Annotated in this window: 18 protein-coding genes; 9 read left to right on the top strand and 9 right to left on the bottom strand. The window is 50.1% G+C overall.

What is annotated here, in order from left to right; genetic code table 11:
- Positions 1 to 12 precede the first annotated feature (12 nt).
- The 8 genes from GVY42_RS07465 to GVY42_RS07430 form a co-directional block, all read right to left on the bottom strand.
- The gene (locus GVY42_RS07465; protein WP_159562801.1) at positions 13 to 912 is read right to left on the bottom strand and encodes a CAP domain-containing protein; all 900 of its coding nucleotides are present in this window, start codon (positions 910 to 912) and stop codon (positions 13 to 15) included.
- 110 nt (positions 913 to 1,022) lie between these two features.
- Positions 1,023 to 2,246: an exo-beta-N-acetylmuramidase NamZ domain-containing protein gene (locus GVY42_RS07460; RefSeq protein WP_371730229.1), complete on the bottom strand. Its 1,224-nt coding sequence runs from the start codon at positions 2,244 to 2,246 to the stop codon at positions 1,023 to 1,025.
- A gap of 191 nt (positions 2,247 to 2,437) precedes the next feature.
- Positions 2,438 to 4,195 carry a C39 family peptidase gene (locus tag GVY42_RS07455; RefSeq protein WP_159562799.1) on the bottom strand — a complete coding sequence of 586 codons (1,758 nt, stop codon included), beginning with the start codon at positions 4,193 to 4,195 and terminating at the stop codon, positions 2,438 to 2,440.
- 92 nt (positions 4,196 to 4,287) lie between these two features.
- Complete coding sequence (locus GVY42_RS07450; protein ID WP_159562798.1) at positions 4,288 to 5,046, bottom strand: ABC transporter permease; 759 nt, start codon at positions 5,044 to 5,046, stop codon at positions 4,288 to 4,290.
- Positions 5,046 to 5,894 (bottom strand): ABC transporter ATP-binding protein, encoded by an 849-nt coding sequence (locus GVY42_RS07445; RefSeq protein ID WP_159562797.1) that lies wholly within the window; start codon positions 5,892 to 5,894, stop codon positions 5,046 to 5,048. Before GVY42_RS07445 ends, GVY42_RS07450 begins: the two co-directional genes overlap by 1 nt.
- Positions 5,891 to 6,097, bottom strand: a complete 207-nt coding sequence (locus tag GVY42_RS07440) for a PLD nuclease N-terminal domain-containing protein (protein WP_012727079.1) — start codon at positions 6,095 to 6,097, stop codon at positions 5,891 to 5,893. The genes GVY42_RS07445 and GVY42_RS07440 overlap by 4 nt, the downstream gene beginning before the upstream one ends.
- A 112-nt stretch (positions 6,098 to 6,209) precedes the next feature.
- Positions 6,210 to 6,623: a universal stress protein gene (locus GVY42_RS07435; RefSeq protein WP_047794988.1), complete on the bottom strand. Its 414-nt coding sequence runs from the start codon at positions 6,621 to 6,623 to the stop codon at positions 6,210 to 6,212.
- A gap of 70 nt (positions 6,624 to 6,693) precedes the next feature.
- Positions 6,694 to 8,166, bottom strand: coding sequence for a SulP family inorganic anion transporter (locus GVY42_RS07430; RefSeq protein ID WP_201302266.1), 1,473 nt, complete (start codon positions 8,164 to 8,166; stop codon positions 6,694 to 6,696).
- A gap of 233 nt (positions 8,167 to 8,399) precedes the next feature.
- On the opposite strand from GVY42_RS07430, the gene GVY42_RS07425 reads away from it, so the two are divergent.
- From GVY42_RS07425 to GVY42_RS07395, 7 genes are all read left to right on the top strand, one after another.
- Positions 8,400 to 8,717: a helix-turn-helix transcriptional regulator gene (locus tag GVY42_RS07425; protein ID WP_012727076.1), complete on the top strand. Its 318-nt coding sequence runs from the start codon at positions 8,400 to 8,402 to the stop codon at positions 8,715 to 8,717.
- 13 nt (positions 8,718 to 8,730) lie between these two features.
- Positions 8,731 to 9,090: an arsenite efflux transporter metallochaperone ArsD gene (gene arsD, locus GVY42_RS07420; RefSeq protein WP_159562795.1), complete on the top strand. Its 360-nt coding sequence runs from the start codon at positions 8,731 to 8,733 to the stop codon at positions 9,088 to 9,090.
- A gap of 12 nt (positions 9,091 to 9,102) precedes the next feature.
- Positions 9,103 to 10,860 (top strand): arsenical pump-driving ATPase, encoded by a 1,758-nt coding sequence (gene arsA, locus GVY42_RS07415; protein WP_159562794.1) that lies wholly within the window; start codon positions 9,103 to 9,105, stop codon positions 10,858 to 10,860.
- Complete coding sequence (locus GVY42_RS07410) at positions 10,857 to 11,135, top strand: Fe-S cluster assembly protein HesB (RefSeq protein WP_074036072.1); 279 nt, start codon at positions 10,857 to 10,859, stop codon at positions 11,133 to 11,135. Before arsA ends, GVY42_RS07410 begins: the two co-directional genes overlap by 4 nt.
- Positions 11,136 to 11,167: 32 nt before the next feature.
- Entirely contained in the window at positions 11,168 to 12,454 is a 1,287-nt protein-coding gene (locus tag GVY42_RS07405) for an arsenic transporter (protein WP_159562793.1), read from the top strand.
- 14 nt (positions 12,455 to 12,468) lie between these two features.
- Complete coding sequence (locus tag GVY42_RS07400) at positions 12,469 to 14,127, top strand: FAD-dependent oxidoreductase (protein WP_159562792.1); 1,659 nt, start codon at positions 12,469 to 12,471, stop codon at positions 14,125 to 14,127.
- Between the two features lie 63 nt (positions 14,128 to 14,190).
- Positions 14,191 to 14,760 carry a hypothetical protein gene (locus tag GVY42_RS07395; RefSeq protein ID WP_159562791.1) on the top strand — a complete coding sequence of 190 codons (570 nt, stop codon included), beginning with the start codon at positions 14,191 to 14,193 and terminating at the stop codon, positions 14,758 to 14,760.
- Positions 14,761 to 14,784: 24 nt separating this feature from the next.
- Here GVY42_RS07395 and GVY42_RS07390 read toward each other — a convergent pair whose 3' ends face one another.
- Positions 14,785 to 15,921, bottom strand: a complete 1,137-nt coding sequence (locus GVY42_RS07390) for a GGDEF domain-containing protein (protein ID WP_159562790.1) — start codon at positions 15,919 to 15,921, stop codon at positions 14,785 to 14,787.
- A 178-nt stretch (positions 15,922 to 16,099) separates the two neighbouring features.
- Here GVY42_RS07390 and pulA point away from each other — a divergent pair, with 178 nt between their 5' ends.
- Entirely contained in the window at positions 16,100 to 19,021 is a 2,922-nt protein-coding gene (gene pulA, locus GVY42_RS07385) for a type I pullulanase (protein ID WP_159562789.1), read from the top strand.
- Between the two features lie 145 nt (positions 19,022 to 19,166).
- Complete coding sequence (locus GVY42_RS07380; protein WP_159562788.1) at positions 19,167 to 21,998, top strand: EAL domain-containing protein; 2,832 nt, start codon at positions 19,167 to 19,169, stop codon at positions 21,996 to 21,998.
- The last annotated feature ends 73 nt before the right edge of the window (positions 21,999 to 22,071 follow it).

Raw genomic sequence — 22,071 nt, 5'->3', positions numbered from 1 at the left:
GTCCTTCAGCGGTTATTTCGTCAAAAAGATTTGAACATGGATGGTCGACCCTTGGGCATCGGTCGCTTTGCCAATCCCGAGGTGCGTATAATTCGCATTCAAGATATTCGCGCGATGACCGCTGCTGTTCATCCATGCATCGACCGCCCGGACTGGGTCGCTCGATCCTTTATAGATGTTCTCCCCCCAGCCCCGATACGAGACGCCGTAAGCGTCTAACGTGTCCCCGGGTGTACCGTTCTCCTTGAGCGTGTGCGAGAATTGACCCGTACGCGCCATCTCATCGGCGCGGACTTGGGCGACACGGTTCGCCTCACTCGAAGCGGCGAGAAGAGAGAGACCGGCAGCCTTCCGTTCTTTGTTTGTCTCAGTCAACACGTTGACGGGCGACGTGAAACTGACATGATTGGCGAGGATGTACCCAGTGTATGAACCGTAGCGCACCTTGTACCATCGTGATGTGCCGGTATAGCGATATGACACGGTCTCAAGTTCTGTACCCTGCCGGACGAACTTGACGTTCGAAGAGGTCGTGAGCGGACGTGATTTTAAATAAACGCTCGACGGTTTGACGTACGTCGGTTTCGTAAATTTCACCTCAGCAGTGGACAAGCGGACATACTTGGCGGGCAGATAAGCGTAGCCGCTGCCCCATTGAATCTTATACCAGCGCACACCGTCCAATTGGAACGATGTCCGGACACGCATCGAACCGTCTCGCGGAATGAGTGCAAGTCGTTTCGCGCTCAAAGAAGGCGACTGTCGGACGTTGAGTTGACTGATGTTGGTCACGTAACCGGTCGTGTTGATCGACGTCTCATAATATGCTTGGACGCGGTTGATAGAGAAGGGCGACCCGATCACACCGAGTGTCAGAATGATGGTGAGTAGTAGAGAGAGATGCTTCTTCAATGGAATCGACTCCTTTTGTGGGACTCCCTATATTCTATATCGTTTGGGTGATTTTTGGTTTTACCATTTCATTACAAAAAGGATGGACTCTTCGTGAGCCCATCCTTGCTTCATTTATACAGTAAATACTCTTTCCGAATTGGGAGAAACGCGTCCCGCTCGTCCTCGATTTTCGTCAGGATGTCTTCAAGCGGAGCTCCTTCGAGAATCATATCTTTCACGTAGGCGTTTCCTGTCAATTTCGTGATGAAGTCATTCGCTAAAAACTCGAAGTCGTCCGGATACATGCTGTGAGCCATTTGAATCATCGCAATCCCAGTTCTTGTCGATTCGAATCGAGCTGGATCAGTGACATAGACCTCAACCCCGTGCGTCAGTTTGCCCGCGTGTTTTGAGAACGTCGGCGTGAACGAGGCAGCCCGGAAAGCGACACCTGGCAAGTCGAGCCCGTTCAGCTCATTCGCATATTCATGCGCTTTTATATACGGCGCGCCGATCAGCTGAAACGGTTTCGTCGTCCCGCGCCCCTCGGATAAGTTCGTTCCTTCAAACAATCCGGTCGCAGGGTAAACATTGACCGTGTCGGTCGTCGGCATGTTCGGGGACGGCATGACGAACGGGAGTCCCGTGTCCTCATACATCATCGAACGCTTCCAACCTTTCATTTTTACGACTTCAAGGTCGGCTTGAATCTGATACTCGGTGTTGAACAGTCGCGCGAGTTCACCGACGGTCATCCCATGCTTTAGTGGAATCGGATAGAGACCGATGAAACTGGAGTAATCCGGGTCGAGCACCGGACCGTCAACGCGAAGCCCGCCTTGCGGGTTCGGACGGTCGAGGACGACAAACGGAATCCCGTTCTCGGCAGCGGCTTCCATCGCATACGCCATCGTATAGATATACGTATAGTAGCGTGTCCCGACGTCTTGGATGTCAAAGACGAGCACGTCGACATCTTGTAGCATCTCAGGAGTCGGTTTCTTCGTGGCACCATATAGGCTATATACAGGCAACCCCGTCACGTCATCGATGTAGGAACTGACCGTCGATCCGGCTTGGGCATCTCCCCGAACGCCATGCTCTGGTCCGTACAATGCCGTCAACTCGAAGTCATCGGACTGGTCAAATAGGTCGACGATGCTCGTTCTCTCCGCGTTGATCCCGGTCGGATTCGTGATTAGTCCGACCCGTTTTCCTTTCAAGATTTCCGGGTTTTCCATCAACCGGTCGACCCCGAGTTCGACCTTTGGTTTTTTCGGTTCAGACTTCGCATCGGCATCCAACCAGACGATGGAAGTCGTGAGAATCGTCAACGCAGCCATACCACCCATCCACTTTTTCATCAGAAACTCCTCCTTCGATTCATGTAAGCGCTTCAATTTCTTAACAGGAGTGTACCATTCAGAAATTTAATTTCAATATTTAATCATAAAAATAGGAATTTATATTTCTTAATTTCATACTTTTCTCCTAGTCGGACATAAAAAACGTGTCCTTCGATGAAAGACACGTTCCTTTTTACTCATCTGACCGCGAGCGCTTTCCATCCCGTCGCGCTCATGACGGCGCTCACTTTTGACTTAGGGATGACCAAGCGACCGCGATATGGGTCGTTGATATACAAGTTTGACTTGTCATAGCCGGTTGCCAACATGACATGATAGTTAACGTAGCCGGTGAACTTCTTGTTCGAAGCGGTATACCAGTTGAAGTAGCCGTATGGTTTGTTGAAGTCGACACTCGCCCAGACGATGACCGGGTTGCCCATCGACAGTTCGCGTTCGATCGAGCCGAGCCCTTGATTGGACAAGTCTTTCACCGGACGATACTTACTGGCGAATTCAATCATGCCTTTTGGATAAATCCCATAGTTCTTATATTTTCCGAGCGTCCCTTTCGGATCTCCTGTGAACATGACGTTCGGGTCGACCCACCGATATAAGCGGTTCTCATAGCGAGCGTTCCACATACTCTTTGGCATCTCGTTATATAAGGTCGAGGCGCTGACGGCACGCCCTTTTTCTTCAAGTGCCATTTTGAGGGAGAAGAACTCGCAGCCTGACGGATACCCCATCGGGAACTGACGATAAAGTGGGACGCTCATCTTATAGATGGACAGTGCCTGAGAATAGGCACCACGCGCATCGAACGAGGCGTTTCCGACACGACGGTTTTGATACATCTTTCCGTATGTATCAAAATAATACCATTTGCCGTCGATGGCTTGCCAATCCGTCTTTTTCGTCAAGGCCGGATCATAATATTCGTACTGGGTCGTGTATTTCCATCCTTTCTCCGGCACACCGGTCGAATGGAAGTGATACGTCTTTCCATCCAATCGGAATTTCCCTTTCAGGCGGTATCCGTAAGTCGGGTGGAATCCGACCTTCTTCCCATCGACCGTTTGAAATCCGTACTCACGACGTCCGTATGGGTCGAACGAATAGACGCGTGCATTCAATGTGTAGACACCTTCTAGTCGGTAGCCATAGGTCGGATGGAAGCCGTACATCACACCATTTATTTGTTGAAGGCCATACTTACGATCGCCGTATTTTCCGAACAGGTAGTGACGATTGTTAATCCGATGCAACCCTTCGAGGCGATACCCATAGTAGGGATGAAATCCATACACTTTTTCACCGATTCGGGTGAGACCTTGTCGACGTACCCCGTCAGTCCCGAAATAATAGCGTCGTGTGCTGATCGTCTGCCATCCGGTCGCCATCTTTCCTTGCTCCATCAAATAATATTTCTTGCCGTCAATCGTGTACATGCCTGTACGAATGGTGCCGTCTGGGAAGAAATAATGTTTGGCGTCACCAAACTGTTGCCATCCCGAGAGTCGGACCCCGTCCTCGTTGAAGTAATATCGTTTGCCTTCGATTGTCTGGAAGCCGGTGACGGCTTGACCGGTTTCGTCGTAATAATAGACGAGACCATCGCGTTCTTGCCATCCGGTGAGTAGCTTCCCGTTCTCGTCAAATGTGTATGTCGTGCCGTCGACCGCATGGGGACCCGTGATGAGTCGACCGTCTGTCTCAAAATAATATGTAGCACCTTCGATTTCCTGCCAACCTGTGAGGAGGGTACCATCTTCATTCAGATAGTACGTATGACCCTCGATTACTTGCCACCCTGTCAACACCGTCCCGTCACTCGATGTATAGACGATGCCATCCTCCGTCTGTTGGAATGAACCCTCAGCGGACGCGAACTGTGGACTCGTCCACACTGCACCGATTAACAGACCGATGCCGACCCTTCTTTTCCATGTCATTCATGTGACCTCCTCTGTATGCATACAGAAGAGATACCCATATTTATCCAAGATGAAGCTGTGGCAAATGAATCATTTGTAAGGTCAGACGTTTACGCCGTATGACTCATGAACCGAAGTCGTTTCGACGCCATATACAGGGATAGGATGACGACAACGGTTCCGGTCACAATCGGCCACACGAGATTCACTTCTGTCAAGAACACCTGACTCGATAGTGGACCGAGCATCCATGGCATCCAATCGAGGTCGACCCAGCCGATGAGGAGCGACATGACGAAATGAAGACCGAGCGTCAAGACGACTGCGACAACACCGCTCTCAATCATCGCAGCGAAGAGAATGAAGATGGAGAGCTGAACGACAAAATGAAAGACAAGAAGTGCTGTGGATATGAGAAATGCGGTTACATCAAACGCCTCGAAAAGAATGACCGTATAGTAAGCGGCCGCTAATTGGGCGAGTACGAGACCACCGACCGTCAAGAGGACATAATGTGCCCATTTGCTGATAACGATGCGAGACGTCGGGATTTGTAACGACTTGAGCCAAGCGAGCGTTCCGTTCGTTCGCTCATGACTGAATGTATGCATCGCCGACAACAAGACGACGAGAAGACCGATTTGGCGAAGCTGTTCACTGACTGAAATCAACACTTCTTCTGGTGTCGGTGTCGGGAGATCAATTACGGCGCCGTCCGGTAAGTTGCCACCGGAAGCGAGGATATCTGGTAAGAAATAGAGCGTGAGCGGTTGCATCGAGGCAAGGAGCATGAGCACGATTGGAATCCAAATGAGTCGTTTGTTCGACCATGACTCTCGCCATTCCTGTTTAAAGATTGCGGTACGCATCAGGCGTTCACCTCCAAGAATAAAGATTCGAGTGACGGGTGCCCGACGTGTAGTGATTGGATGATGAGGTTCCGTTCCAGGATGCGCCGCAAAATCGCCCGTTCGGCGAGATTCCGGTCCGTTGACTCAAACGTCCACGTCGAACCACGTTTGGTTGTTCGGGTCACGCCTTCTAACTGCGTCCAGTCTGCATCGGTCGTCCCATCGTCAAAGAGACGTAGCTCAATGGTCGACTTCGAACCGAGCAGGTCGGTCACGGTTCCTTCCATGAGCAATTTGCCTTGTCGAAGCAGGAGCACCCAGTCACTTGCCTCTTCGGCATCCGGCAGGACGTGCGTCGAGTACAGGATCATTCGCTCTCGTTTCAAGTCACTTAATAGATCGAGTACTTCTCGTCGACCGCGTGGGTCGAGTGCCGAGACCGGTTCATCGAGCAGTAAGAGTTCCGGGTCATGGACGAGCGCTTGGGCGATCCCGAGACGCTGTCGCATCCCTCCCGATAAGTTCGCTGCCGGCCGGTCGACCGGTTCGAGCCCGACTCGTTTCAATAGTTGAATCGGCTCGACGTGTTTGGTCCCCGTCAATTCAGCGGCATACCGAATCGTCTCGACGGGAGTCAACGATGGATAGAGGGCAGGGCGCTGAGGCAAATAGCCAATCCGAATACGTTCGTGTCCGGTCATATCGCCACTTGTCGGTTCGGTGACGCGGGCGAGCAAGTTCAAAAGCGTCGTCTTCCCAGCACCGTTTTCTCCAAGGAGGGACGTGCAACCCGGTCGTAATTCGAAACTGACATCATCGAGCGCCGTGAAGGAGCCGAATCGCTTCGTTACATGTGTGATTTTCATCGCGGAGTCCGTCCCCATAAGAAGTATACGATTGGGCCGAGTATGTTGATGAAGACGATGACGAGAAGCCATACCCATTTCGGGCCATTTGTCATGTCGCGTTTGAACAAGTCAATCAAGGCGACGACGAGCAGGATGAGTTGCAAAATCAAAACAGGTAGTAAGATGAGAAAAAGTGTATTCGGGTCATTTGCGATGTCCATCGCGAGAACCTCCTTTTGAATTAGCTGTCTTTAAAACATTCTACATGAACGGTATGTCCCCTGTATGTGACACAAAAAATCCCCATCTCACGACGGAGATGGGGACGATGCATCATTTCACGATAATGACAGGAGCGAGAGCTCGTTTGGCCAGTTTATGACTCACGCTACCGAGCACGAATTCTTGGAACGTGTTCAATCCACGTGATCCGACGACAACGTATTCATATGGCTCATGGTTCGCATATTTGACGAGCTCGACGTCCGGCTCCCCACGAAGTTCGATGTATTCGTAGGCAATGCCTTCTGCTTCCGTCAAATCGAACAGTGGCTTGAGCATCTGCTTTCGCTTCGTCTCCAAGTCGATTTTCCCTGTCGAATTGAGGGCCGCTTCTTTCGATTCCTTCGCACTGATGACGTGCACGATATCAATCGATGCATTTGACGCCTTTGCGAGCTGAATCGCTTTTTCTAGCGCACGTTTCGAGTGGGCAGAACCATCTGCCGCTAAAAATACCTTTCCCATGAAAAACTCCTCCTCTTTCGCACGTTCTACTTTTAGTATAGGTGATTTGGCGAAACGGGGAAATGATGAATCAGTGCCCTGCGTTCGCGTCTTGTTGCTTCAAGTGAAGGGCGAGCGTGTTGAGCAGTTTTTCCGAGTCTTTGTTCAAGTTGAGCAGTTCCGGTTCGATTCCGACTTCCCGATATTTGAAGATGACCTTATCGATTGCCCCGATGGCGGAGTCGTCCCAAAGATGCGTGTTCGCAAAGTCGATGGTGACTGTTTGGATACCGGCTTCAGCATCCTCTGTCACGTCGAACTGATTGACGAATTCAGATGTCGAGGCGAAGAAGAGCTGACCGTTCACCATGTAATGAGCCTTGTCGGCATCGAACTTTCGCTCGAGATCGATTTTTGAGATTTTAGCAGCGAAGAGAATTGCTGCTGTCAAAATCCCGGCGAGTACACCGAGTGACAAATCATGTGTGACGACGGTGACGAGTACGGTGACGAGCATGACGACCGTATCCGATTTTTGGGCGGTACGCATCGCTTTGAGCGAACCCCAGTCAAACGTCGCATAGGAGACGAAGAACATGACCCCGACGAGCGCGCCGACCGGAATCAGCATGAGCACGTCGCTGATTGTCATGATCATGATGAAGAGCGCGAGACCGGCTGTAAGTGTCGACAGACGTCCACGAGCACCCGATGAGACATTGATGACCGATTGCCCAATCATCGCACATCCTGGCATCCCACCGAAGAACCCAGCAATGATGTTCGCAATCCCTTGTCCGCGCGATTCACGGTTTTTGTTTGAGTCCGTTCCTGTCATATCGTCAACGATTTGTGCCGTCAAGAGCGACTCGATCAATCCGACGAATGCGAGGGAAATCGAGTAAGGAAGAATGATCAACAACGTTTCAAACGTCAACGGGACGTTCGGGAATAAAAATTCCGGGAGTGTTGCTGAGATTGTTCCCATGTCTCCGATATTTTTCGTTTCGAGACCGAGTGTGATGGCTAAAATCGTCATGACGACGATGGCGACAAGTGGTGCAGGGATGGCTTTTGTGACTCGCGGAAATAAGAAGATAATGGCGAGTGACGCGGCGACGATTGCCCAGATGATCCAGCTTTCCCCTTCAAAGTTGGATAGTTGCGCTTGAAAAATCAGAATGGCAAGCGCATTGACGAATCCGACCATGACGGCGCGTGGAATGAACTTCATTAAGCGGGCGATGCCGAGATAACCGAGTACGATTTGAATGACACCCGTTAGAATCCCAGCGGCCAGCAAATATTGAAGACCATGGTCGGCGACGAGTGAGACGATGACGAGCGCCATCGCACCGGTCGCAGCCGAAATCATCGCAGGGCGACCGCCTGCGATTGAAATCACCATGGCGATGATGAACGAAGCATAGAGCCCGACCATCGGGTTGACGCCAGCGATGAGTGAGAACGCGATCGCCTCAGGGATGAGGGCGAGAGCGACAACAATCCCCGCAAGGACGTCTGCTCGGACGTTACCGAGCCAGTCTTGTTTGATTGTATTCATTTTTTCCAAGAAGAACACACCTCTCTTTATATTTTGACTTTGATCTTCGAGTCTCACGAAGATCAAATGCCACATTATATGAAAGGAAATGTTCCAACGTTACGTGTTTTCACAACGTGTTTCATCATAACGGATTTTTTTTGAAATGACAATTGAATGAAGTTGAAAAGTATGGTAATTTCATAACGGATACGTTATATAACAATTAGGTTATACAGAAAGGGGAAGTGGAAATGTACACTGCAGAAGAATTAAGCAAAGTACTCAAGGTGCTCGGTGATCCGACTCGATTGACCATGCTGAAACAGATGGAAGCAGGGGAACAGTGCGCATGTAGTTTCGTCGACTGTTTTGACATCTCACAGCCGGCAATCAGCCGTCATTTGAAGATGTTGCGTCAGGCTGGACTGTTATTAGAGCGCCGAGACAAACAATGGATCCACTATCGATTGAATGAGACAAGCCCTTTTTATGGGATTGTCGTCGATTTGCTCGACAAGATTGAGACAATCGATGTGAGTTGCGACTGTGACACCGAATGTGCAATTTAAGGAGGAGTCAACGATGAAACTTGAAGTGTTTGAACCGGCAATGTGCTGTCCAACAGGATTATGTGGTCCATCCATCGATCTAGAACTGACGCGAGTGGCGACAATTCACTACGTGTTGAAACAGCGAGGCTTCGATGTGTCACGCTATAACCTGGCATCGGAACCGAATCGATTCGTTGAAAATGTCAAGGTGCAAGCTGAAATTGCAAACGGGCTCGAGATGCTCCCGCTCACAGTAGTTGATGGAAAAATCGTAAAACGGGGTGCCTATTTAACAGATGAAGAAATTGCGGAGTTGACGGGACTACCGGTTGACGCATTTGCCAAGAAAGATGGAGAAAAGCCGAAAGTTCGCATCTCACTGAAGAAATAAGGAGATATGCTCATGAAGACATTTGATTTTCATACGATTGAACCGACCCGTTATGTGTTCTTGACCGGGAAAGGTGGCGTCGGGAAGACATCGACAGCGTCAAGCCTCGCCCTGACGCTCGCCGACCGTGGCAAGCGTGTCTTACTCGTTTCGACCGACCCGGCTAGTAATTTACAAGACGTGTTTGAGATGGAACTCGATGAGACGCCGCGCCTCGTTCCGGAAACAAAGCTTGCCATCTCCAACTTCGATCCCGAAGAAGCGGCAAAACAATATATGGAACGCATGGTCGGACCTTATCGAGGTGTATTGCCGGACGTGGCCATTCAGTCGATGGAAGAACAATTATCCGGTGCCTGTACGGTTGAGATTGCGGCATTTGACCAATTTACGGACTTGTTGACGTCCGTGTCAGCCCGTGAGACGTACGATCACGTCATCTTTGACACGGCACCGACCGGTCATACGTTACGCCTACTCACCTTGCCGAGTGCATGGGATGAATTTTTGGAGACGAATACGACAGGTGCGTCTTGCCTTGGTCCGCTTGCCGGTTTAGCTGACAAACAATTGCAGTACAAAAAGGCCGTTGAGACGCTCACTGATGGTAAAGAGACGACGCTGCTTCTCGTTGCCCGTCCCGAAACATCCACGCTCATCGAAGCGGAGCGTGCCGCGACCGAACTTCGCGCCATCGGCATCGAGCGAATGCAGCTCATCATCAACGGTCTTGTCCAACAGGATGAAGGGGCAGACCGATACACGAAGCGGCTCATCGAGCGTCAGCAACAAGCACTCCGTGAACTTCCTGAAGGCATAACTGACCTCGAGGCATTCAAACTTCCATATGCTTACGAAAATCTGATTGGTGTCTCTGCACTTCGGCGCTTTGTGAACGGAGAGACGGTCGCTGTCGCAGATGCATGCTATGACTCGAGTCGTTACGGATCACTTGATCGACTCGTTGATGAGATTGAGGCGGACGGTCCAAGTGTCATCATGACGATGGGGAAAGGTGGCGTCGGGAAGACGACACTCGCTTCGCTGATTGCGGTCGCGCTTCATGAAAGAGGGCACTCTGTTCATTTGACGACGACGGATCCGGCCGCTCATGTCGCTTTCACGATTGGGACAAACATTGCAGATACGTTCACGGTCGATGCCATTGACCCGAAAGTTGAAATTGAGAGGTATCGACAGGATGTGTTCAAGGAAGCAGGGAACCTGAATGAAGAGCAACGTATGATGCTCGAGGAGGACCTGCGTTCGCCGTGCACCGAAGAAATCGCCGTTTTCCGTGCCTTTGCGAATCAGGTAGCGAAAGCGAAAGACCGTTTCGTCGTTATCGATACGGCACCGACCGGACACACGCTTCTTCTGTTAGATGCGACCGAGAGTTATCATCGCGAACTCGAACGCTCGACTGGCGTTGTCCCGGAAGCAGTCCGAGATTTGTTGCCGAAATTACGTGATCCGAAACAAACGCACGTCATCATCACGACCTTGCCTGAAGCGACGCCGGTATATGAAGCTGAACGACTCGTAGCAGATTTGAATCGGGCTAAGATTCTACCGTTCGCTTGGGTCGTTAATCAATCGTTCACGCCACTCGATGTCACGAGCAAACTATTGACCGCGAAAGTCGCGAATGAAGTCCTATGGCTCGAACGTGTGAACAGCTATCGGCGTCCAACGATGCTCGCCTGGCAAGAACATTTGCCGGTCGGATATTCCGCGTTATCCCAACTATTGAAGGAGGAAGTGAAATGAACATCACGAATGAAGCCATCGATTACTTAAAAACAGCGCTAGAGGAGGAGCAGACAAAATCGGTCCGCATCATCACGGAGGCCGGTTGCTGTGGACCGACACTAGGTTTGGCCGTAGCGACACCGGAAGCGACCGATGAGGTGAAGCACTTCGACGACCTTACGTTTGCCGTGGCGAACGAAGCTACAGCGTTGTCCGCGAACGTCACGCTCGACGTTGAATCAACAGAAGAGGGAATGACACTCGTGTTGCACGGTTTGCAGCCGAGTTGCTAAAAAATAAATAGAGATTATTGGAGGATTACATTGTGCAGTGGTTTGCTAGTTTAATTTTTCTTGTGACGCTTTTCCTCATCATCAAGCAACCGAAAGGCCTCGGCATCGGTTACTCGGCGATGGGGATGGCTGTCATCGCTCTCGTTTCGGGCGTCGTCAATTTAGAGGATGTCGGTACGGTTTGGGGCATCATTTGGAACGCGACGTTCACCTTTATCGCAATCATCATCATTTCACTCATTTTAGATGAGATTGGATTCTTTGAATGGGCCGCGTTACACATGGCGCGAATCGCCAAAGGTGGCGGGGTGAAACTCTTCGTTTATATCACGTTACTCGGTGCCCTCGTCGCAGCCTTGTTTGCAAATGACGGGGCGGCGCTGATCTTGACACCGATTGTCTTGGCGATGGTCCGCGCACTCAAACTGCCGGACGCGGTCGTCTTGGCATACGTCATGGCATCCGGATTCATCGCCGATACGGCGAGTCTTCCGTTCATCGTCTCGAACCTCGTCAACATTGTCTCAGCCGACTTCTTTGGCATCGGGTTCGCCGAGTACGCCGCGCGGATGGTGTTCGTGAACGTGTTCGCGGTCGCGGGGAGTCTGCTCGTGTTGTACCTTTATTTCAAAAAAGATATCCCGAAACAGTATGACGCCTCACAGTTGGCTGAACCTTCGTCCGTCATTAAAGATCATACGATGTTCCGCTTATCCTGGATTGTACTCGGTTTACTGGTCATCGGGTACTTCACGAGTGATTTAGTCGAGATCCCCGTTTCGCTCGTCGCGGGTGTCATCGCCTTGTTCTTCCTCGTGATGGCGAACCGCTCGTCAGCGGTCCAGACGATGCAAGTCATCAAAGGTGCACCGTGGGCCATCGTCTTCTTCTCGCTCGGGATGTATATTGTCGTCTACGGTTTACAAAATGCCGGACTCACTCAAGTATTGGCGAACTTTATCGATTGGTTCGCGGTTAACAGCTTCAGTGCCACATTCGGGATGGGCTTTTTGGCCGCCATCTTGTCATCGGTCATGAACAATATGCCGACCGTCATGATTGATGCGCTCGCCATCGACTTGACGCATACGACCGGACAGATTCGGGAAGCGTTAATCTATGCGAACGTCATTGGTTCCGATCTCGGTCCAAAGATTACCCCGATTGGGTCGCTAGCGACGCTTCTATGGCTCCACGTCCTTCGTACGAAAGGCCTCAAAATCGGATGGGGGCAGTACTTTAAAGTCGGGATCATCTTGACGATTCCGACATTGGCTATCACGTTGCTCGGCCTATACATCAGCTTATTACTTTATTGAGGAGTGGATTATATATGAAACTAGTCATCATCGGTTCAGTCGCTGCAGGGACATCGGTTGCGGCGAAAGCGCGTCGGAACAACGAAGACGCACGAATCACGATTTACGATCGAGATTACGATATCTCGTACTCTGGTTGTGGGATTCCTTACTACGTTGGCGGAGAAGTCGAGTCACGTGACGATTTGACACCGCGCGATGCGGCCTTCTTCAAGAAGCGCTACAACATCGACGTGATGACGCGTCATAATGTGACGTCAGTCGACAAAGACACGAAGACGGTGACGGTTGAAAACTTAGAGACGGGTGACACGTTCACGGACTCATATGATGTCCTCGTCCTTGCGACGGGTGCGTCGAGCATCATCCCACCGATTCCAGGGGTGAAGTCGGACAACGTCTTCCCGATTCGAAACATCCAACATGCGGAGGCGACACGCTCCTTCGTCGATTCGACAGACCCGAAACATGCGACAATCATCGGAGCCGGCTTCATCGGTCTAGAGATGGCGGAACAGTTGAAGCTTCGTGGTGTGGACGTGACCATCATCGAACGTGTACCGCAAGTGATGCCACCACTCGACAAGGATATGGCGTGTCGCGTTGAGGAACACCTCGAGAAGAACGGAATCGAGCTCATGCTCGGAGAGACCGTGACAGAACTTGTCGGTGACGGACACGTCGAACGGGTCGTCACGGAGAGTGGGAAGGCGATTGAGACCGACCTCGTCATCTTGTCTGTCGGAGTCCGTCCGAACGTCGAGCTCGCCATGAACATGGGAGTCAAACTAGGTGAAACGGGTGCGATCGCCGTCAATGAGCGGATGGAGACAAACATCCCAGACGTCTATGCGGCAGGAGACGTCGCGGAGAGTTTCTCGATCGTGACAGGGAAACCGATTTGGCGTCCACTTGGTTCGACAGCGAACAAGATGGGGCGGACCGCCGGGGACGTCATCACGGGCGGTCACCTCGAACATCGGGGCATCCTCGGAACGGGCATCTTCAAAGTGTTCGGACTTGCCGTCGCACAGACGGGTCTCGCCGAAAAAGAAGCACGCGAACTCGGATACGATATCGAGGTACTTCATAACACGAAACCGGATAAGCCTGCCTATATGAGTGGAAAAGATATGACGATTAAAGCGGTCGCCGACCGTGCGACGCGTCAACTGCTCGGCGTCCAAATCGTTGGATTTGAAGGAGTCGACAAACGAATCGACGTCTTCGTCACGGCCATCACCCTTAAGGCGAAAGTGGACGACTTGTTCCATCTCGACCTCGCCTACGCACCACCGTTCTCGACGACGAAAGACCCGGTCATGTATACGGGGATGGTGCTTTCGAACAGTATCGACAAGGCGGCTCGACTCATCACGCCGGCCGAACTTCAGGCACGAATCGATGCCGGGGAAGACATGCAAATCATCGATACGCGGAAAGCAGCACAGTTCGAGAAGGCGTGTGTCGATTGTGCGGTCAACGTCCCACTCGGTAACCTTCGGGAAGCGGCGAAAGACATGGACAAGGACAAACCGACCGTCGTTTACTGTAACGGAGGCGTGACGGGCAACGCGGCACAGAACGTGCTCCGTAACCTCGGATTCACCGATGTGTACAACTTGTCAGGTGGAAATAAGAATTATCAGTTGTTCAAAAAATACGGGAACTAAGCAAGACGACGTCCGCAACTGCCGGACGTCGTCTTTTGATATGCTGTACGTGAGGTGAAGCGGATGGATTATAAGATGTTACATGAGAAATTTGAGCGACGGAAGCAGTGGCTCATTTTTGACAAAGAAGAAGTCGTCCGTCGTGTCATGGTGCGCTACAAGGCAAGGATCATCCCGAAGACGGACATCATGGACTTGGTGAACGACGATCAACTGTCCTATGAACATATCTTTTGTTGCTTAACGATTGATGACCCAAGAACGCTCGAGAAAATCTTCACGACGAAAGAGCGACAAGACCATCAGTGGGAGATTGATGATAATGCGAGACGCGGGATGAGATACAAGTACAAAGACGAGGCACATCGACTTTACAACCAGTTGATCATCGATGAACAGGAAGGACGACGACTCGACATCGTCTTCGAGAGCAAAGACGGGAAGTATGTGACCGGTTTTTTGACGAGGTATATGTCTGAGCAAGTCGCCTCTTATATTTTTGCGCATGTCGGAGGTGCCAAGTTCACAGGTCTCGTCCCACGGCCACTCTTACCAGCGGATTTGACGGATGAAGAAATCAAGATGAGCTATCTTCGTTACTTGGAGTCGCTCGATGAATGGAATAAACTTTGAAAAACCTCTCACAAATGTGAGAGGTCAGTTTGCTTTCTGTTGACTCCATTTGCCGATTTGATTTCGCCCTTTCCGTTTGGCGACGTAAAGACCGATGTCTGCCTTTTTGATTAGTTGAGCGGACGTGACGACCTTTCGTTCAGAAGTGCTCGATACTCCGATTGAAATGGTGACCTCAAGCGTCGAACTGTCAGGTAATTGAAACGGTTGTTTCGAGACTTCGGTCAAATAGCGATTCGCAATCGACATGGCTTGCGAAAGGTTGCAGTCGGCAAGTAAAACAGAGAACTCTTCTCCACCGTTTCGGCAGACCATGTCATCTGCTCGCGCGATTCCAGAGAGACGCTGACCGAGCTCGACTAAAATTGCATCACCCGCATCGTGTCCATACGTATCATTAACTGATTTGAAGTGATCGATATCGATTAACAACAACGCAATCTCGTTCGGCGACGTGAACACTTCTTCATCGACGCGTTTCATTTCCTCATCAAACTGTCTTCTATTACCTAACCCCGTTAATGTATCCGTATAAGCCGCTTCTTTATATTTTGTGATAAGACGTTCAGAGCGTTCGATTTTTCGTATGCCACCATACACGATATGCAAAAAGAAGCCTGCCGCGTAACCGATGAATAAAAACCAGATGAGTGTCATAAAATATGCACTTGGCTCCTTATAGTTCGTCATGTTGAGAATAGAGAAGAGTGCAATGAACGTAAGACTAATCATATTTACGATTCGAATATCTTGTGTCGGCTGGATCCGTTCGCGCATTCGTAAGAACAGAAATGCTGTTCCAGCTGCTACGGAATAATCTAGGAGTGTGATCAGAAGTAGCATTTCTCCGGGAACGATAAACGGAAGTAGGATAATACTCGTCACATACGTGATACGCAGACCAGATATCCCAAAGTACAAAGCAGAAATGATGAGTGGGACAAATCCATACTGAAAGTCCGCTTGAGCGTTCCAAAGTACACCATGAAGCGTGATGATCATAGAGAGTCCTGCTAGGAGGATGGAGATGGTCATCTGACGCCGAATAGGTAATTTATTTGTGAAACCGAGCTTGGTAAAACGTGAGATCAGATATAGACCAACGAGCAAAAGGCTCGCGTTGGCAATTAGGTTATTAATCAAGTTTGTAAGTGATAGCAATTAAGTTTTTCCTCCTTAAATTCTATATACAGGTTGAACTCTCGGAAAGCAATCCTTTTTGTGGAGGAAAGGTGTTTAGTGCTCTACTTTACTAAAATAACATTGCTTCACTAAAAGAAACCGTTTACAATTTCTGTGTAAGCGTTTTCTCAAAATAGTGCTACAAGGAGGGACCCTCATGGTCAAAAAGCAATGGAAACCCGTATGGGCAGTTGTGCTAACGTTTGCACTGATTCTGTCAATGTTTCCGATGCCGACGTCCGCTTTAGATAAAGGGAAGTCGACGCTTGTCGTCGTCCATTATCAAGAGGCGCCGGATAACGAAAAGGATTGGAACTTATGGCTTTGGGCGAACGGCCCAGATTACTTCCCGAACAAAGGTTTCACATTCAACGGGGAAGATGCATTCGGAAAGGTGGCGGCTTACGAATTCCCAGTCGATTCACCTGAAAAAATCGGTCTCATCGTCCGCACGGATAATTGGGACAAAGATAAAGGTTCTGAGAACGACCGCTTCATCACAAGCGATATGATTCAAGATGGCGTCGCCGAAGTGTGGATCAAGTCAGGCGATCCGACCATCTATACGTCAAACCCGGACGGGGAGACGGCTTCGACGGAAATCGATATGAAAGTTCATTATTTCCGTTACGACAATACATATACGGACTGGGGTCTTTGGGCTTGGCCGGACGGTGGGGACGGGCAGAGCATCGCCTTCGATGAGGCTGATGATTTCGGTGCCGTCGCGAACGTGAAACTCGCCAACCCGGAATCGAAGAAACTCATGGGCTTGATCACGAAAAAAGGAGAATGGACGGAGAAGGATGGGGAAGACCGATTCGTTCTCGGGACTGCGAAAGAGGTTTGGCTCGTTGAAGGAGATTCGACAATCTACTATTCAGAGCCACAAATCGATCGCTCTCCAAAACTTGTCTCGTTCTCGGCGGACACGTTCCGTCAAGCAACACTCACAACGAATCGCGTCATCACGGATGCGTTCATCGATGAATTGAGCGTAGACGGGGCAACGGTGGAATCGATTGAAAAAGCTAGCGACAAGTCGGTGACGATTCAATTCAAAGCAGACATCGATTTAGCGAAAGTCATCAAAGCCTCGCACCCGGAGTTCGGAGAACAGACGCTCCAGGCCGGCAAAGTTCTTCGTTCGAAAGAATTCGATGCGAAATATGCATACGACGGTAAACTCGGTGTCACGTACCAAAAGTCGAAAACGAAGTTTGTCCTCTGGGCACCGACGGCTCAACAAGTCGAGCTCGAACTGTGGAACATGCCGACGAACCGACCGACGAACGACAAAGATATGAAGAAAGTGATTCAAATGAAGCGCGGTGAGCGCGGCACGTGGGTAACGGAAGTTCGTGGTGACCTGGACGGCATCGGTTATACGTACCAAGTGACCCATGCGACAGGGAAGGTCCGTGCGGTCGATCCGTATGCGACGGCTGTCGGCGTGAACGGTGACCAAGGTGTCATCGTCGATTTGAAAGAGACAGATCCAAAACGTTGGAATTCGATGAAACCGAAGTTGAAACAATCGACGGACGCGATCATCTATGAGACGCATGTCCGTGATTTCTCCATCTTTGATGTGAAGACGGACAAATACGACTCAGGCATCCAAAACAAAGGAAAGTATCTCGGTGTCATCGAACCAGGAACGCGTCTTCTCGTTGACGGAAAGAAAACGGCAACGAAGACAGGGCTCGATCACGTCAAAGATCTCGGCGTGACACACGTTCAGTTCATTCCGGTCTATGACTTCAACACGGCCTCCGTCGATGAGACGAATCCGATGGCGACGTACAACTGGGGATATGACCCGAAAAACTACAATGCACCAGAAGGGTCGTATTCAACGAATCCTTACGATGCGAAAGTACGCATCATGGAAATGAAACAGATGATTCAAGGATTGCATGACAACAATTTACGTGCCGTCATGGACGTCGTATACAACCACATGTTCGATGCACAGGCATCGAACTTGCACAAAATCGTACCGGGTTACTACTACCGCTACACAGCGGGTGGTGACTTTGCCAACGGAACAGGTGTCGGAAACGATACGGCTTCCGAACGGGCGATGATGCAAAAGCTGATCGTCGACTCGGTCGTCTATTGGGCAAAAGAGTACCATTGGGACGGATTCCGTTTCGACTTGATGGGAATCCATGACGTCGACACGATGAACAAGGTTCGTTCGGAGTTGAATCGAGTCGACAAGTCGATTCTCGTCTTCGGAGAAGGATGGGACCTTGGTACGCCGCTCGATGCTGAATTAAAAGCAAATCAAAAGAACGCCTACGACATGCCGGGCATCGCCCACTTCAATGACAACATCCGTGACGGCTTGAAAGGCAGCGTCTTCTTCGATGAGGACAAAGGATTCGTCAACGGAAAAGAGGGCATGGAAAATCGCGTGAAGACGGGAATCGTCGGTGAGATCGCTTATAGCGACACGATTAAAGGATTCACGAAAGAGCCGACGCAAGCCATCACGTACGTTGAAGCCCATGACAACCACACGTTATGGGATAAGCTGGAGTTGACGAACCCAACCGCATCAGAAATGGACAAGACGAAGATGCACCGACTCGCTTCAAGCATCATTTTGACGAGTCAAGGGACGACATTCCTCCACGCTGGACAAGAGTTCATGCGCACGAAGGAAGGCGACCACAACTCCTACAAATCACCAGACTCAATCAACCAGCTCGATTGGAAACGGGCGGCCGACCGCAAGGCGGACGTTCAATACATGAAAGGCTTGATTGAGATGCGTAAAGCCAACCCAGGTCTTCGGATGACAAAAGCGAGCGATGTGAAACGATTCTTGACATTCCACAAAGCGGAAGCGAATGTCATCACATACACGATTGACGAAGATGCACCGGGTCAAAAGAACGACTTGTTCATCACGCATAACGCCAACCCGACAAATGTCCAAGTCACCCTTCCTAAAGGGAGCTGGAACGTAATTGTCGATGGCGACCGTGCCGGAACGAAGACAATCAAGCGCGCAACTGGAAAAGTAAACGTGCCTGCATACAAGACGTTCGTCCTCGAACGCAACTAATCATTGACCCCACTTTGAAACGAGTGGGGTTTTCTAATGGAACAATTATGGGTAATTGGTAATTAATGCTTTACAAACTAGTTATTTTGTATGAACACGAGAATTTACGTTTGAAACTTCCATCTCTTTCGAAAGGAGAGCTTGTATGGCGATTTTCAAAAAGTGGATTCATCGCGTCAATGGTGATGTCACGGATATGCTGTCAGCTGGACCGATTCTCCCGTTCCATGTGGATTCGCTCTTGATTGAACAGTATCCGGATGCCATTTACGTGCTCGATACAAATGGTCGACTAATCGATTCGAATGAAAAGATGGGACTTTTATTCGACGACTTCGCGCTATCACCAGCAGATACGGAAGAGTTTGCTCCATATCACGAACGGGCGTTAGCCGGGGAGACGGTTCATTTTGAACTAGTCAAAGCATATGCGGGGCAACAGCGAAAGCTCGTAGTAACATGCACCCCGCTTTATAAAGAACAACTCATTCAAGGCGTATACGGTATCGTCAAGGACATGAGCGCCGAATGGGACACGCAAAACCGTTACGCCATTATGAAAGTGGGACGGGAGTTACTCGAACAGGTGCCTGGTCTCATGGTCATCGAAATACATCTCGCGGATAGGTCATTCTCTTTCTCTTCTCAAGTCTCGTCTTTTCTCGGTATTTCAAGGCGGCGATTGAACGAGATGCAGGTGGAAGAAATCCGGGAAACGGTTCATCCCGATGATTGGGAACGGTTGACTCAAGTGATTCAGACGTTGCGAACAGCCGATGATGGGGCAGACTTCGCGATGGAGATTCGATTGCGTCATCAGTTGACGTCTGAAGATTTGCCGGTGACTGTGCGGGGGGCGCTCTCTGTCGACCGTAACGTCATCACATACGTCATCTTTTCAACGAAAGATCAGCAGCGCATCGAGAACGAATTGACTGATAAAGATGAGCTATTGCGTCGCGTTTGCGAAGCATCCGATACGGCCATCTGTGATTATAGTTATGATACGAGTCAGATTGAGTTCGCGACAGGGCAGTTTCAGGCCATCTTCGGGTATACGGTGAAACAATTCAACGCACACCCGAATTACTGGAAAGTTGTCATCAATCAGGACGACTTAGCGAAAGTCAATCAGGCGAATGAGCAGACACGTCATACGACACCTGTGAATCTCGAGTATCGGATTTTTGTCGGAAAGAAGCAAAAATGGATTCAAGAGTACCGACAGCATTTGTTCGATGAAACGGGTCGGGTACGTGGGTTTCAAGCGTTGATTCGTGATATGACCGAAGTGAGAGGACAGCAAGCCGAGGTGCTTCGACTGAGCGAGTTTGATCCGATGACGAACATCCCGAATCGCGAGACGATGTTCCAGTCAATCACGCGATTGATTCAAACGGATATGGCGTTCGTATTGTTCACAGTGACCTTTAATCGAATCGGTGATATCAATCGGACGTTTGGATACGAATATGGAGATGAATGGCGTATCCAGACGGCAAATCAATTGAAACGAATGGTGCCGGACGAGGCGATTGTCGGTCATTTGGACGGAGATACATTCCTTGTCGTCATGCCGGGACATCATGAAGAGGAGTGGTTGATTCGAATCGGGGAACGGCTCGCGACGTTATCGAAGCACTGTTTCCAACTTGAACCATATACCGTTTATCCGAACATGCAGATTGGCGTCAGTCGCTATCCGAATGATGCGGAAGACGAGACGACACTCATTCGTCGAAGTTATATGGCGATGGGCAGGGCCGGGAAGTCGGGAGCGGCAGCGATTTCCTTGTACGCTTCACACATGAATCTCGATGAATTGAAGCGATTCGAGTTGCTACGTGACTTGCCGAGCGCCATTGACCGGAATGAGTTTTATTTGTTGTATCAACCGAAAGTGAACGCCTGGACAGGTGATATCATAGGAGCGGAAGCGTTGATGCGTTGGGAACATCCGACGTGGGGTGTCGTTTCCCCGCTAGACTTCATCCCGCTCGCAGAAGAGAGCAATCTGTTCATCCGATTGACGGACTATCTGATTGAAGAGGTGTTTCGCTTTTTAGCGACGCTCCCGAATAAGATTCCAATCTCGTTGAACGTCTCTCCGAAATACTTGTATCATGAGCAATTATTCAACACATTCGAATCAGCGAGTGAACGTCACGATGTACCGTTGCACTGGATTGAGATTGAAGTGGCCGAGACGTCACAGCTCGATGCGTCGCATCACATCATGAATGTCTTTTCTTCGTTGCGGGCGCTCGGGATTCAACTTGCGCTTGATGATTTCGGAAAAGGCTACTCGTCGCTTGCCTATCTGCAACAGTTTCAAGTGAATACCATCAAAATTGACCGGATTTTTGGTCATGGAGTATCAGAGAACAAACAAGCGCGGGCCATCATTCATAGTCTCGTAGTCTTGGCGAAAGAATTCGGGTTAGGTGTCGTGGTTGAAGGGATTGAACAAATGGAGGACTTGCTCTTGTTGCGACAGCTCGGTTGCAAGACGATTCAAGGATATCTATTCAGTCCGCCGGTCCGAGAGAATGCCTTCTTGCAGATGATGGAGACGGGGAAACTGATTCCCGATCCGTTCGATGCTCATGAGGCGTCCGAAAATCGTTACATCCAAGCAGGTATCACGATTACGACGATTCGGCAACAGCCAGTTTCGGTTGGGCTCTCTTCGATTGTACTGACGTCAAGAACGGATCAAACGTTGCATTTTTATGCTGCCCTGCGCCTCCCGTTAGAAGGAGACGTCACGTTCATCATTCGTTTTGCATCCGGTACAGACTTGCCTGTGCGCTTACGTCGAATGACTGAAGTGACGAATGGGCTGTATCAATATGCCGCCGACTACGAATCAAGTCCGACCATCGAGGCGCAAATGACCACCCTCGAGCAGGAAGTGAGCGAAAACGAAGAAGTCACCGACTACATCGAACTCGTCCATCAGCCAGAGCGGTCTTGAGTATCCGACTTGTCTTCTGTGAGAATAGATAGTTGAAACAGGGGTCTCCTTTTCTCTAAGATGGAGAAAGAGA

Origin of the sequence: Exiguobacterium sp. 8A (genome assembly GCF_902506275.1) — a bacterium.
GTDB lineage: Bacteria > Bacillota > Bacilli > Exiguobacteriales > Exiguobacteriaceae > Exiguobacterium > Exiguobacterium profundum.
Note: the sequence above shows the minus strand (reverse complement) of the source record. Positions and strands in the feature narration are given on the sequence as shown.